The following is a 14,009-nucleotide window of genomic DNA, read 5'->3' as shown; positions in this document are numbered from 1 at the left end:
TTTTACTGTTTTATTCAGCAGCCGTATCATTTGCCGTTTCTGCTGTTTCCTGAGAAATTTCTCCCTCAAGAATATATTGGCCGCGGTATGGTTTTTTCACTTCCGGATACATTTTAATTAAGCTTTGCATAAATGTTGTCATATTAGGAATTTCAAGGCCGCTTTCCTTTTCAATTTCCTTTTGCAGTTCGGAACTTTTGATCGCTGCATTGTGGCGTTTCAACGTTTTAATCGCTGCTTCGCGCAGTTTTGCCGCTTTTGATCCCGGTCTCGCCGTCCCTCTTCTTCTTCTTGTAGAACCGTCTGGAATGCCGGCGGGAAGAGACGTAATAGACTGCATCTGCGGCTGGGAGGATTGAGGCTGTGTCTGCGGCTTTTGATAGCTTCTCATTTCCTGTGCCGCAAGCTCTGCAAGCACCGGGAGAGAGTCACTTTTTTTCTCCGGACGAAACTCTTTTTTTGTATCGGACAGGCTGCCTGTATTGTCTAATTCTCTCAGTTTTGCATATATTTTATCACGTTCTATTTGATATTCACGAATGACTTTTACCTCTGCTTCGTTTAATTGTTCTAAACGTAAGCGCAGCGCTTCTCTTTCATTAAACATGTGTAAAACCCCCTGTCAAAAATTTAAACGCTTTTATTAAGATATTAGATTACAAAAGTAATTTTATCAACTATTATTTTATCATTTTACTATTTTATTTACTCTATGAAAAATTGCTTATTTTCTGAAAATGGTACTTTATATACAAAAATCCTTATCATATAGGGGATTCTGGACAAAGTTCCAATTTATTCAACCATTTCAAAATATAACTTGAAATTACTTGTTTAATGAAAATTAGCGTGATATCTACAATTTTCGACTATAATATGTAAAAGATAATGATATGGATAAAACAAGCGGTACAGCGTGTTTACGGCTGTTTCTCTTATTTTTTAAGCCACACATGTCATATTGGAATTTTTTATCCAATAGGCACAAAAAAACCCTGTTACCTAAACGGCAAAGGGTTTGCGGAACCGAGACAATAGTCCGACGGAGATTGTCCCGATTACTCAGAAGCCTGCTCCGTTTCTGAAAGTACTCGGCTGACGCGTTTTTCAAGCATTTTCATCCCGCTTCCTCCCGCTTGAAAATGGCGGAGCTGTCCGCTTTTATCAAAAACGTAATAAGCCGGCACATATTCATTTTCAAATGCTTCAGTCAGCGTATGATCGCTGTCGACGTAAATCGGCTGAGAGATATCATGTTCAGCCGCTGTTTTCTTGATTTTCTCAAGATCAAGATCATCTTCGGAACGGGGCATGTGAACGGCCACCACATTCAGCTGATCTTTATATTTATCACGAAACCCGTTCACCTCAGGCATCGCTTCTTTACACATGCGGCAGCTGGCGGACCAGAAGTGAATCAGTGCCGGCTTTCCGCCGACCAGCTGTTCCTTCGAGACTTCTCTGTTAATCCATGCTTTAGCGCCTGTCAATTCAGGCATTTGCTGACGTAATTTCATCTTATTTCCCTCCTTACGAAAAAGGTTTTTTGCCGGGGCTTTCAGTCCGCCGGGCAACGTTCTCCTGTTTTCCCTCCAAAGGATATGATTTGGCTGAATCACCATGTTAAAATGAGTGTGGCGATTCCTTAGTTCATATCTTCACAAAAATGATGATATTGAAACCGGGCAATATGAACAAATCATAAATGAAATAACTGATTTCTATTAAAAGGTTTATTTTATTTTAAAAACGGGTATATCACTTTTAGCTTTTTCCGCAATAGACTTGAAAGGAAGACATCACTATGATTGATTTAAAACACTTTGATTGGGCCGGGCTTCTCACATCTGCCGGGATTTTCATCATAAAGCTGGCTCTCATTATTTTAGCGTATTTTATTTTCCGGACGGCAGGAAAAAAGCTGATCAAGCATCTGTTTCAGAAATTCGAGCAACAAAACAACCTCTCTACAGGCCGCGCTTATACTTTGCGAAGCCTCGCGCTTAATGTATATGGATACATCCTGATTTTCGTTTTTATCGTAATGATTTTGGATTTATTTCACTACAATCCGAGCGCTCTCATTGCCGGCGCCGGCGTGGTCGGTCTCGCAGTCGGCTTCGGGGCTCAGGGGCTTGTCAGTGACATCGTCACCGGATTTTTTATCCTTTTGGAAAAACAGATCGACGTCGGTGATTATATTACGGTTGCCGGCTACAGCGGCATTGTCGAGCAGGTCGGTCTCCGTACGACGCAAATCCGGAGCTTTGACGGCACGCTTCACTATCTTCCCAACCGGGGCATTACGAATGTGAGCAACCATTCCCGCGGAACGATGCAGGCGCTTGTCGATATTAAAGTGCCGCTTGAAAAAAATCTTGATGAAACCATTCAAATCCTGCAAACCGCGTGTGACAAAGCAGCCGCTGAGCTCCCGCAGATTAAGGAAGGGCCGGACGTCATCGGGGTTCAGGATTTAAGCTCGTCAGAAATGGTGCTCAGAATCATTGCCAAAACAGAAAATATGGAGCAATGGCGGGTTGAACGCGTACTGCGGAGAGAAATGAAAATCGCGCTCGACCGTTTTAAAAACGCCGCTTCCGCCGAATAGAAAAACCGAAGCGTAAGCTTCGGTTTTTTCTTTTTAATGAAATTTTTTTTCCACTTCGCTGCAGATTTCGTCGGCGGTCATTCCGGAAGCCGTAATGACGGGAGCCTGAGTTGACGTATCGGCAATTCCTTGGACATTGCTGTCAAGTCCGGTTACGACACAGCAGTCACAATTCTTCGCATCCTCAGGAGTCTTCATCATCACTACGTCATATCCTTTTTGTTTTAACGCCTGTTCTACATCCGATAAAGATTGTTCAATTCCAATTTTTTTCGTCATATTGAACACCTCCGTTATGTAGAATGCTCAATTTTTGTTAGATTATTCTTCTTTTCGGATTTAATTGGCATACTTCGAAAAATATCCGACCATGACATTTACCGCGGTTTCCATCGCATCTTCATCCGGATTCAGCTTTGCGTGATGAAGCCCGTGGGATGAATCGGCCCCCAGCCAGAACATAAAGCCGGGATATTTTTTCAGCATATATCCGAAGTCTTCTCCGGTCATCGCTTCTTTCGCCGTTTTCACGTCAGCAAGCTGATGATCGCTGACAAATTGCATAAATTCTTCGGTCAGGCCGCTTGTATTATAAACTTGATGATAAACGGACGGATACGTGACTTTTCCTTTGCATCGGAAGCCGATTTCAATTCCTTTGACAAGCTCTTCAATCCGCTTTTTCACCATACGCATTGATTCCTCGGAAAGCGTCCGGATGGTTCCCTCCAGATGAGCATGCTCTGCGATGATATTTTGCGCCGTGCCCCCGGTAATCGTTCCGACAGTTATCACAGCGCTGTCAAGCGGATCCGTATTTCTGGATATGACCGTTTGCAGCTGCGTGACAAGCGTGCTCGCGGCAACGACCATGTCGTCTGCTGTATGCGGATATGCCGCATGTCCGCCTTTCCCCTCAAGATCGATGACGAGCTCGCTCGTATTGGCAAACAGCAATCCGCTTTTGGTGGAGATTGTGCCTACAGGAAGCTCAGGTGCTATATGGAGAGCGGTAATCAAATCCGGCGTCCATTTTTTCAGCACATCGCTTTCAAGCATCGGTTCCGCTCCGCCCGGTCCTTCTTCAGCCGGCTGGAATAAAAAGAGCAGATCATGTTTGACGGGATGATGGACAAAATGATCAATAATGCCGAGCGCGATGGTCATGTGCATATCGTGGCCGCATGCGTGCATAAAACCGGGGTGTTCAGATGCAAACGGAAGTCCCGTCTGCTCTTCAATCGACAGAGCGTCTATATCCGCTCTGTAGGCGAGCATTTTTTCCGGAGCCGTGCCGTTGACTTTGACAAAGATGCCGGTTCTCCAAGTTTCAATTTCAATTCTTTCCTCCGGATATTGGTTCAATAGATTCAGCAGGTACTGCTGGGTTTTATATTCCTGAAAGCCGATCTCCGGAATGCGGTGCAGATCTCTTCGGATGGCAATGAGCCGCTCTTTTTCCATATGTATTCCTCCTTGAGATAAGAATAAGGCGTGGATTTTATCATCCACGCCCATTCTATCAAACCATTCCTTACAGCTGGCGTAATTCCTGTTTGATTTCTGTTTTGCCTTTTGTTTTTTCATCGATATCTTTGATTTTTTTCGCAGGTGTTCCCGCTACAACGGTATATGGTTCGACATCGTTCACAACGATGGCTCCCGCAGCGACAACCGCGCCTTTACCGATTGTTACGCCTTCAAGCACAACCGCATTTGCGCCGATCACAACGTCGTCTTCCACGACAACAGGCTTAGCGCTAGGCGGCTCAATAACGCCCGCTAATACAGAACCCGCTCCGATGTGGCAGTTTTTGCCGACAGTCGCGCGCCCACCGAGAACAACGTTCATATCAATCATCGTACCTTCGCCGATGACTGAACCGATATTAATAGACGCACCCATCATGATAACGGCATTGTCGCCGATTTCGACTTGGTCGCGGATAATAGCGCCGGGCTCGATTCTCGCTTTAACATCTTTTAAATCAAGCATCGGGATCGCAGAGTTGCGGCGGTCATTCTCAATGACGTAATCCTCAATTTTGTCTTTGTTTTCTTCGATTGCGCTTTTAATTTCAGCCCACTCGCCAAAAACGACGCCGGATTGGCCGTTCAGGAATGTTTTAGCGGAATCGCCAAAGCTGATTCCTTCGAGATCGCCTTTTACATACACTTTTACAGGCGTTGATTTTGTACTATTTTGAATAAATGAAATAATTTCATTTGCATCCATCATTTTCATATGTATTGTCCTCCTCTGATTTTCTACCTCATTACTGTAACAAAGGAAGGATACAAAGACAAGAAAAAAAGGAACAAGCCTTTATTCTGCCGGCTGGCTGCACAGCGCGGCAAACTGTCTTCCGAATTCCCGGAGCTCTTCTTCCTCACTGCCCTCAGGGTTGTTTTCAATTTTGACCGACGGCAGCACCACCCGTCCGCCGCGGGCTGTGATTACTTTTTCCAATTCGTCAACTGCTCCGCAAAAAAACTCATAGGACGTATCTCCGGAACCGAACAAAGCAAATGTTTTTCCCGTAAACTCCAGGTTTTCCATATCTTCAGCAATATCGAGCATTTCATCAGGAAGATCCCCGTCTCCCCACGTATATGTGCCTAATAAAATATACTCGTAATCATTAAAAAGTTCGGCATGAATATCCATCGCTTCATATCTGTCTACGGATGCTTGTGCTTCGATCAGCCCTTTTTCAATTAAATCCGCCATCGCCTCGGTGTTTCCTGACATTGTAGCGTAAACAAGCAATACATTCCCCATCTTCGTCTCTCCTTTATGCATAAAAACTAATGTGCGAGCCGAATCGCCTCATACGGTCTGACAAACTTACTTTCGTAGAGGCCCGCGCAAAAAAAGTTTTCTTCCCTGTTGGCCACCCGCCATCCGTGACCGCGGATCGTATCAAACCACTTTAATTCACCGGCGGCGAGATCAGCTTGATAAATACGCGAAAATCCGTTTTCGTCCTGTGACGATGTAACATAAATAATCCCGTTATCCTCAGAAACGTCGAGAAATGATTTTTCCCGTACGGCGGGCCCGGCTGTAATGGCAAACTCCTCTTGCGTCCGCACGTTTCGGACGGCAACCTCCCCCCGTTCTCCCTTTGCCGCGCCCTTTGCTGCAATGAGCCAGTCATTCTGATACATCATCATTGAAGCCGTCATGCGCTGCCTTTCGCGGCTTATACGCCGGATGCGGTCTTCCGTCAGATCATACGCCCAAATGCCGCCATGATTCATATGAATCCGGGTGCCGATATAAATCGTCTGACCGTGTAAACAAAGCGAACGGATGACAGGCGGCTCCTTTAATTGTGAAAAGGGCTTAGCCACATGCCAAGTGACGCCGAAATCATCAGATAAGTAGAGGCAATATGTGCCGTGCGCACAGACAAACCCGTCATTCCGCCCGGCAACGGCCCATACGGAGGCGCTGGTCGGAAATCGGGAGGCCGTCCAAGTCTTTCCCTGATCGGCTGATCTGAGGACGGCGCCTTTTTCTCCAGCCGCGAATATGTAGGGCCCTATGTAAGTCAGCACATGAATTCTGCTTTTCACTCGGAATAGTCTTTTCCAGCCTTCTTCCGCGGAAAAATGAAAAATACCTTCGTCTTTCACCGCGACAAAATATCCTGAAGTCACTGATGCCATGACAGCCGTCGCGCCTTTATGAAACATGGCACCGGTCTCCGTGGTGAGCGGCCCATGCAAGAAAACCGCGGACAAATTCTTTGCAGCATTCCTGATCCTCAGCCGTCTCGGGCGCCAGCTCGATTTTCAGCGTTTCCGGATATAAATTGGCTCCGGCCTGTTCAAACGCATCGCAAAACAGCGTGACCGCTTCGCAAAACTTCGGGTAGGCGTGATCGCCTGAACCGAAACAGGCCGTTTTCAGTCCGTTGAGCTGGCTGTGCAGAATATCTTCGTAAAAATCTTCCGCTTCGTAAGGAAGATCACCATCCCCCCATGTGTACGTGCCGACAAAAACATAATCATATGCTTCGAGAGAATCCGCATCTGCCTCATCCATGTCGAGACAGTCAACTGCTATCTGATGCCCGCTCAGTGTTTCTTTTATAATGCCGGCAATATCCTCTGTATTCCCCGACATGCTTGCGTATATCATTAATGCTTTCTGCATATGATCACCTCGTAATTGATAATGATTTTCATTAACATATATAACACTTTAAATGATAATGATTTTCATTGTCAATAAAAAATAAAAAAAAGACAGCATGATTGCTGTCTTTCTAAAATGGGCGTTCCTGCTTCAGCATATCTTTAATGACAGAAACAAAAGCCTGCACCTGTTTTAATTCAAATGCCGGCTCATAACCGAGCAGCCATGTGTCACGGCCGATCGGATGATCTTTTGTATCAAGCAGGGGCATTTTATTTACTTTGTCTTCCTCTTCTAAGGTGACTGACGGCAGAATGGCATAACCGATCCCGTGCAGCGCCATCTGCTTGCACGTTTCAATCTGATCGACGAGGATGGTCTGTTTCGGCGAGGTTTTGAATTTTTGATGCCACCAATGCTGAATTTCCTGAAAATATGTACTGTCACTTTTGAATTGGATAAACGGCCGATCGGTATGGGCAATATCATCAATACAGGAAATTTCCGTATCAACCAAATATAAATGATCGGTCATTAAATAATCTTTCCGGCCTTTCCATTCCGGATTTCCCCGGATAATGCCGATATGTACCTGATCTTCATACAGACTTTTCAGCATTTCGCTGCTCCACCCTGTAATGAGAGAGACCTTTGCATTCGGATATCGTTCCACATATGTTTTTAACACTTTCGGAAGCCAGTGCTGCCCGATAATGGAGGCGACGGCAAGCTTTAATGTGCCGTGAATCTCACCCTCAAGTTCATCAATGTTTTCTCTGATTCTTTCTTGCCGATCCGTGACGTCATTTGCAAATTGTATGATTTTTTCTCCTGCCGGCGTTACCGTAAGTCCTTTTTGAGATCTTAGAAAGATCTTTGTTCCCCAGGCTTTTTCAATGGTCTGCAATCGCTGGGACAGAGCCGGCTGTGACACGAATAACCGTTCGGCAGCCTTCCTCATGTTTAATTCCTCAGCCAAAACTACGAGCATATGAAGCTCTTGAAGCTGCATGTCGTCCTCCTTTTCAATGCCTTTTCGTATTTCTTATCTACCATTCTAATAAAATAAAGGCTGCCGAGGCAAGCGCCACTCATATGTATGCGTTTTCTTTTTCCGGCATGCAAAAGAACAAATAGGCTGATCGTGCGAGCCTACTTATTCAATGATCTGATATGGCTGCTCAACTGTTTTAACACGACTCTTCTCGTGAAAATGCCTTCAAAGACGCCTTCATCATTTTCAACGCAGACAAAGCCGTTGTTAATGACCATGCTGAACCCTTTGATAATCGGATCATTGATGTGGAGACGGGGAATGTCTTTCAGCATGACTTCCTCAACCGTAATTTGATCCAGTTTCTCAAACTCGATCCGTTCAAGTCCGAAAATGCTGTTCATAATCATATTTGTCCCGATCAAACCGTGCAGACGGTACGAAGCGTCGAGGACGGGAATGGCGGTATAGCCGGTTTTGGTCAGCACTAAAAGAGCATGCTCAAGGTTGTTACCGACTTGAACGTGCGCCACTTTATCCGCCTCGATCATAAATTGTCCGACTGTTGCATCAAGAAGCTGATCTGATTGTAAGCTAATCATGTCACTTCGACCCCTTTACATTTTTCATCAAAGCATGTATTCCCTATATTGCAATAATATAAACATTATCATTTTTTGTCGAAAAGTTTCCGTCAATAAAAAAGATACTCTTTGCAATCGAGTATCAATTTATAGGCCGCTGATTAATTTTCATTCCGAAAACGGTCATAGAGCGTTACGAGTTTTTTATAAGTGGTTCCATCAACGCTTTTTGACCCTGCTTCTATATCGTTGATTTCGCTGGTCAAAAGCTCAATGGCATATTCTTGATTGATCAGGATATTCAGCAGAAGTTTCTGTTCTTCTTCCGTAAATCGTTCACTGATAAGACTCATACGTAATCAGGCCCCCTATTTTTAACTGAATACCTCTGAAAGCAAGGTGAAATTTGCTTTCAGCTCTACCGCTAGAATAAGTAAACAGAAAAAAATCGTCAACCGCATAATTCGACATTTTGCGGATTCTGTATGAAATATTATTTTGTGTAACGATTGGCATAACTGAATGCTGTGCAGGAATCGGGCTTGATTTTCGCTTCAATGCCCATCGAGGTAATGCGGCCGGTCATTTCTTGTATCAATTCTTTTGTCAGCCCTTTTTGACCGATATCCAGATGCACTTCAAATGAAAGATCCGCCCCTTCATCCGCAAAAGGCAAGAGTAAATCTGTCATTTCCATAAGACGGCCGTCGAGGATATGCGCAGCCATCTCCTGGCTGAACGCGGTTTCCAGCGAAATTTTTTCGCGAAGGCTATGTATCGGTCTTGCAAGATCGTGATTTTTCAAACAGCCCCAAGCTCCCTTGCCTGTACGGTGCAAGTGTATAGCCGTAATAAACTTTGTGAAGTCGCGGTAAACTTGTGAATCAGTCCCTACAGACAGCACGTATGCTGAACGGGGGTCTTTATTGACAAAGCGTTTCAGCCGCTCCGTCACGTCTTGAAAGGTCATCTGTGCCTCAGAAAGATTATAAAACAGAAAAGAATCAGCCATGTACGGACACTCCTCTTTCCAGAGTCTACAACCAAACGAACAAGCACGTTCCTTTGCATAATTTAATAAAGCTCCGCTTGCGGAAGACCGGAAGCTTGGTCAGCCTGAAAAATCAAATCAAATTACTGAAGGAGCTCAAAAATTTCAATAGAAATCATGTCAATGTTATCAAACGGATATGTGTTAGGTTTTTCACCTTTTTGGAAAACCGTCAGTTCAAACGTTTGATTTTTTTCGAAATATTTAACACTGCAAATTTTTTCGCCGTTAACTTCAAAATAACGCTGCATCGGCTCGTTCGCCGCTTCCGCTGTTTCTTGCAGACTTTGCAGCCGCGTGATGATACCCATTAATTGTGACATTCTAAAAAAAGACTCCTTTCAAAAAACAACTTCAAATCAACAAGTATTTATTATAATACAAGTTCTACAGAGCATCATACCATAAAGTAGACCGGGATGGCATTTTCCCGCTGGATTTTCAAAAAGAAATAAACGGGAAAACCATGTTTTCGAATAGTTTGAAGCTTTTTTCGGAATGTCATACACCTTTCAAAAAAATTTTTCGCTTTTTGAGCCGCCATTGTCAGATGTATGTGAGAAGAAGCCTTTTTATGCGCAGACGGCATAAAAAAACTTGGCGGGGGTAGCGCCAAGTTTTTTCGGATCTTGATCTGATAGAGGGGTTGGGGAACAGAGAGTAACTTCTCTCTATAACTAAATGATAATGATTATCAGTATCATTGTCAATCGTTTTTTAAAACTTTTTTCAAATGAACAAAAAAAAGCGGCATACAGCAGCCGCTTTAAAGTAACCCGTCCTGTTCATATAAATAAGAGTAAGGCAGATCGATAAATAAATACATATTGTCATCCATCGGGTATGAAAAGGTTCTGATCATCTCACCCGTCTCAATATCACTGTACAGGTCACTGAAAAAGCCTTTTCTTGAATTCCGCATCTTCATGATGTTTTCTAAAAAGTACGGACGCCAGCTCCAGTTTTTCTCCATATATTCAGGCTGATAAAGCCATTCGCCGGACTGCTTGAACACATTTCCCGTCAGCTGATAGCCTTCTTCATCACACATATAAATTCTGAAGCAGCAGTCGGTCAGGTTTTCCGCCAGTTTTTTAATAAACTCATCGTCCGCCTGATGGGTTTTCTTCAGCTCGGAAACTGCCTGATTGACCCGCTTATAAAAATTCTCAGAGTGTTCATATACCGTTTCCAGCTTCTTTTTTTCTCTCGTGATAAATTGCTGAAACTCTGTTTTTAAGCGTGCTTTTAACAGACTCCGGTCTATAAAATCGCCGCTCGGCGCCTGCAGATAATAGCCTTGAAAAAATCGGCCTCCGTTTCTCCATGCGTACTGGAGCTGGAAATCAGCTTCTATATCTTCATACAGCAGCGCGGCGCCGATTTTTCTTGCCAGCAATGAAATGCTGTACAGCACATGCTCATATGATGGTGACGGCTGAGATACCTTCAGCGCCTGCAAATCTATTTTCAGAAGGTCCGGTGAAAGGAGCGCGATTCTGTCCAGGTTGCTGCTCTCCTTACCTATATTGTCCACCGCGATTTTAATGCCGTATGTACGATAATAGGCAAGCATATGGTACAGCTGTTCAATGTCGCCTTCGAAATTGTGCTCGGTGATCTCAAGCACAATACGGTTCAATTCAATGCCCTGCTCTTCGTATTCTTTCAAAAGCTCAAGAAAGCTTTCGCCGTGGTCAAGCATCAATACATTCGCATCCTGATTGATAAAAATCAACAGATCACGATCAGCTTCTTTAAACCGCTCCAGCGCCTGCCTGATGACTCTGTCATCGACCTCAAGCTTATATTCTTCCGGAATGCCGGAATCTAAGAAAAACGACCCGAGGCTCTCAATCTCCGCATTTGCCAAAATACGCCCAAGCACCTCATAGCCTACGACTCTTTGTTCTTCAGCGTTAAAAATCGCTTGGTAATACGGAATGACATCATCAATATTCGTCAGTATATCAAGTGGGTCCAACATGTTATCACCTGCTTCTCTATCTTTGTCTGATTATACACAATTATATCAGCACCACAAATGTTTAGATTAGGGGAAAAGGAGGCAGTATGGCAGCAGCTTAAAATAAAAGGGGGATATTTTTAAGATCACTCTTCAGACCGGTTAATTAAGGACGTTATTCATTTGTTTCACAATCACAAATAAAAGGATAAATATAAGAGCATTATAACCGGCAGCTGTCCAAAAATAATGGCTCCAATCAGTGCTGTTAAATATCCAATCATCATCATGTTTCAACTGAAAGAAAGTTCCTTTTTTATCTAAAGTGCCAAATGTAAGAGTTGTTAACCCGCCAACACTCTCGGAAACGTCAACTCCATACATTGAACCGGCATGATCAGTATGATTTATTGGCATATACGTATAATCAGATAAAATTGTTTCCGCCAGCTTGGTTGGCAGAGACACATATAATACAGCCGATGTATCGCCTCCGAGCCCACTCAAATACTCCCTGGCTTTAATACATTTCGTTTCATCAGGAAAATCTATGTGATATAGCTTTTCAAATCTGATTATTTCATCAGATGTAAGATTGGTATTTTGATAATACTCCGGAGTAAAAGCACAAATAATAAAGTACCAAATATTAAAGATGATAGCTAAACTGCTTACAAATAGTACAACGAACCATTTTAATAATTTCTTCAATTAACCGCCCCTTAATCTTTCAAAATTATATCATAATTTTGAATAGAAAATAAAACAAGCGAACGGCGGCTTTAACGTTCGCTTGTTTTGCAAAATAATCGATATATGAAAAATTAAAACGGATAAGGATTCAGCCATTGCCCCCCGTCCATTGTGATACAATCCCCGTTTATATAGGACGCTTCATCAGATAGCAAAAACGCTGCCAACGCGGCGATTTCTTCCGGTGTGCCCAGCCGGCCGAGCGGCACACTGTTCATAGTGCGGGACACCGCTTTTTCCGATTCAAACAGCTTCTCCGCACCGCCTGTCCGTTCAATCGGGCCGGGGGCTATCGCGTTTGTGCGGATGCCGTATTTGCTCCCCCATTCAACGGCCAGCGTTCTTGTCAGTGACAATACCCCCGCTTTGGCTGCAGCGGAATGAACGACACCCGCTCCCGCTCCCCATGCGTATGTAGCGGCCATATTTAAGATGACGCCCTTCTGCTCCTGCTCGATCCAATGCCTTGCCGCGGCTTGGCTGCAGAAAAATGTGCCGTTTAAAACAATCTCAATAACAGCTTTCCATCCATTGGGCGTCAGCTTCTCTGCCGGGCAAATAAAGTTGCCGGCCGCATTGTTAATCAGCGCATCGAGCCGGCCAAAGACTTTTTTCGCTTCTGTAATCATGTCTGAAGCGGCGGAATCAGAACGGACATCCATTTGAAAACAGGCGACCTGCCCCTCAAAGGTCTCAATTTCTTTTTTTGTTTCCTCAAGTGCTTCATGGTTCCTCCCTGTCACCATGACGTGCCATCCTAATTCAGCCTGTTTTTTCGCCATTGCTTTTCCCATGCCGCTTGAACCGCCTGTAATGATTACCGCTTTCTTATCCATAACAAACCCACCCCTTTTATTGAATGAATAATCATTCATAATTTTATCACAGATGTCTTTCCGCGTCATTACATGCTGAGAAGGGATTTTTCAGCCAAGCTGATGATATAATAGAAAAACTCTGACAAAGGTTGGTTTTACATATGGAGAAAATGACCAGAAGAACATTTTTAAAAAGAGGATTCGGTGTTTTGGGTGCAGCTCTTGCAACGGCTTGCGGAGGCTACGGCTATGCCCGGTATATTGAACCGCGAATGATTGAAATCACCCGGCATACAATCACCAACCGCCTGATCCCCCGCGGCTTTGACAATTTTAAAATCGTTCAATTCAGCGATACGCATCTCAGTGATGTGTTTACATCCGGTGACTTGAATAAAGCAGCGGAAAAGATCAATCAGCTGAAACCCGATCTGCTCATCTTTACGGGAGATTTAATTGATAAGCCGCATTTATTTAATGATCACCAGCATGCACTCGCCGTGCTGCAAAATCTTGAAGCTCCCTTCGGCAAACTTTGTGTTTACGGAAACCATGACCACGGAGGCTACGGTACGAACACGTACAAGGCTCTGATGGAAGCGGCTGATTTTCAAGTGTTTCGAAACGGCTATCGTCAGGTGCAGCTGACAGACGGAAGCCGGATTGAACTCGCGTTTTTGGATGATGTAATGCTCGGAAAACCCGATTATGAAGGCACCCTGTCCCGCCTTTCCGAAGATGCGTTTTCCATTTTAATCGTCCACGAGCCTGATGCCGCTCTCGAGATAGGCGGATATCCCGTAAACCTCCAGCTGTCGGGACACACTCACGGCGGCCAGGTCCAGCTCCCGTTTTTCGGCCCTCTCATTACGCCTCCTTACGGAAAAACGTATACCGACGGCATGTATACGCTGCATGACACAGCCGTTTACGTCAATCGCGGGCTCGGTACGACAAGACTGCCGTATCGATTTTTAGCCAGACCGGAAATCACGCTGTTCACATTGAAAACTGAGCAAAAATAAGACTTTTATCCTGATGCACAGACACCCCCTCCGTAATATGTATATGGAAAAGAGCAAAAA

The 14,009-nt window shown here is 44.3% G+C and carries 18 protein-coding genes; 2 read left to right on the top strand and 16 right to left on the bottom strand.

Annotated features, from left to right (window positions below):
* Positions 1-10: 10 nt before the first annotated feature.
* On the bottom strand, positions 11-607 hold the full coding sequence (rok, locus tag RUW00_RS01135) for a transcriptional regulator Rok (protein WP_003154591.1): 597 nt from the start codon (positions 605-607) through the stop codon (positions 11-13).
* A gap of 451 nt (positions 608-1,058) precedes the next feature.
* Entirely contained in the window at positions 1,059-1,517 is a 459-nt protein-coding gene (locus RUW00_RS01130; protein ID WP_014417617.1) for a TlpA disulfide reductase family protein, read from the bottom strand.
* A gap of 287 nt (positions 1,518-1,804) precedes the next feature.
* On the opposite strand from RUW00_RS01130, the gene RUW00_RS01125 reads away from it, so the two are divergent.
* Positions 1,805-2,611, top strand: a complete 807-nt coding sequence (locus RUW00_RS01125) for a mechanosensitive ion channel family protein (RefSeq protein WP_021493755.1) — start codon at positions 1,805-1,807, stop codon at positions 2,609-2,611.
* A gap of 33 nt (positions 2,612-2,644) precedes the next feature.
* Here the strand turns inward: RUW00_RS01125 and RUW00_RS01120 are convergent, their stop codons facing one another.
* From RUW00_RS01120 to fadH, 14 genes are all read right to left on the bottom strand, one after another.
* Positions 2,645-2,890, bottom strand: coding sequence for a YkuS family protein (locus RUW00_RS01120; protein WP_003154596.1), 246 nt, complete (start codon positions 2,888-2,890; stop codon positions 2,645-2,647).
* Positions 2,891-2,950: 60 nt separating this feature from the next.
* Positions 2,951-4,075: an N-acetyldiaminopimelate deacetylase gene (locus RUW00_RS01115; RefSeq protein WP_017417680.1), complete on the bottom strand. Its 1,125-nt coding sequence runs from the start codon at positions 4,073-4,075 to the stop codon at positions 2,951-2,953.
* 70 nt (positions 4,076-4,145) lie between these two features.
* On the bottom strand, positions 4,146-4,856 hold the full coding sequence (gene dapD, locus RUW00_RS01110; RefSeq protein ID WP_007409623.1) for a 2,3,4,5-tetrahydropyridine-2,6-dicarboxylate N-acetyltransferase: 711 nt from the start codon (positions 4,854-4,856) through the stop codon (positions 4,146-4,148).
* A gap of 81 nt (positions 4,857-4,937) precedes the next feature.
* Positions 4,938-5,393, bottom strand: coding sequence for a flavodoxin (locus RUW00_RS01105; protein ID WP_007409622.1), 456 nt, complete (start codon positions 5,391-5,393; stop codon positions 4,938-4,940).
* Between the two features lie 26 nt (positions 5,394-5,419).
* On the bottom strand, positions 5,420-6,313 hold the full coding sequence (locus tag RUW00_RS01100) for a WD40/YVTN/BNR-like repeat-containing protein (protein ID WP_191389705.1): 894 nt from the start codon (positions 6,311-6,313) through the stop codon (positions 5,420-5,422).
* A complete protein-coding gene (locus RUW00_RS01095; RefSeq protein ID WP_012117440.1) occupies positions 6,303-6,776 on the bottom strand; it encodes a flavodoxin in 474 nt (157 codons plus the stop codon). Before RUW00_RS01095 ends, RUW00_RS01100 begins: the two co-directional genes overlap by 11 nt.
* 112 nt (positions 6,777-6,888) lie before the next feature.
* Complete coding sequence (gene ccpC / locus RUW00_RS01090; RefSeq protein WP_007611101.1) at positions 6,889-7,770, bottom strand: transcriptional regulator CcpC; 882 nt, start codon at positions 7,768-7,770, stop codon at positions 6,889-6,891.
* Between the two features lie 140 nt (positions 7,771-7,910).
* Positions 7,911-8,354: a cyclic-di-AMP-binding protein CbpB gene (gene cbpB, locus RUW00_RS01085; RefSeq protein ID WP_003154608.1), complete on the bottom strand. Its 444-nt coding sequence runs from the start codon at positions 8,352-8,354 to the stop codon at positions 7,911-7,913.
* A 143-nt stretch (positions 8,355-8,497) separates the two neighbouring features.
* Positions 8,498-8,689, bottom strand: coding sequence for an antirepressor AbbA (gene abbA, locus RUW00_RS01080; RefSeq protein ID WP_003154609.1), 192 nt, complete (start codon positions 8,687-8,689; stop codon positions 8,498-8,500).
* Between the two features lie 140 nt (positions 8,690-8,829).
* Positions 8,830-9,348, bottom strand: coding sequence for a ribonuclease H-like YkuK family protein (locus RUW00_RS01075; RefSeq protein WP_012117439.1), 519 nt, complete (start codon positions 9,346-9,348; stop codon positions 8,830-8,832).
* Positions 9,349-9,470: 122 nt separating this feature from the next.
* Entirely contained in the window at positions 9,471-9,710 is a 240-nt protein-coding gene (locus RUW00_RS01070) for a YkuJ family protein (protein ID WP_003154613.1), read from the bottom strand.
* A 443-nt stretch (positions 9,711-10,153) separates the two neighbouring features.
* Positions 10,154-11,374: an EAL domain-containing protein gene (locus RUW00_RS01065; protein WP_209388182.1), complete on the bottom strand. Its 1,221-nt coding sequence runs from the start codon at positions 11,372-11,374 to the stop codon at positions 10,154-10,156.
* Positions 11,375-11,515: 141 nt separating this feature from the next.
* Positions 11,516-12,064, bottom strand: coding sequence for a hypothetical protein (locus RUW00_RS01060; protein WP_021493756.1), 549 nt, complete (start codon positions 12,062-12,064; stop codon positions 11,516-11,518).
* Between the two features lie 113 nt (positions 12,065-12,177).
* Complete coding sequence (gene fadH / locus RUW00_RS01055) at positions 12,178-12,942, bottom strand: 2,4-dienoyl-CoA reductase (protein WP_003154618.1); 765 nt, start codon at positions 12,940-12,942, stop codon at positions 12,178-12,180.
* A 143-nt stretch (positions 12,943-13,085) separates the two neighbouring features.
* Here fadH and RUW00_RS01050 point away from each other — a divergent pair, with 143 nt between their 5' ends.
* Positions 13,086-13,949, top strand: coding sequence for a metallophosphoesterase (locus RUW00_RS01050; protein ID WP_021493757.1), 864 nt, complete (start codon positions 13,086-13,088; stop codon positions 13,947-13,949).
* Positions 13,950-14,009: the final 60 nt, after the last annotated feature.

It is taken from the genome of Bacillus sp. IS1 (genome assembly GCF_032461585.1).
In the GTDB taxonomy this organism is placed as follows: Bacteria; Bacillota; Bacilli; order Bacillales; family Bacillaceae; genus Bacillus; species Bacillus velezensis.
Note: the sequence above shows the minus strand (reverse complement) of the source record. Positions and strands in the feature narration are given on the sequence as shown.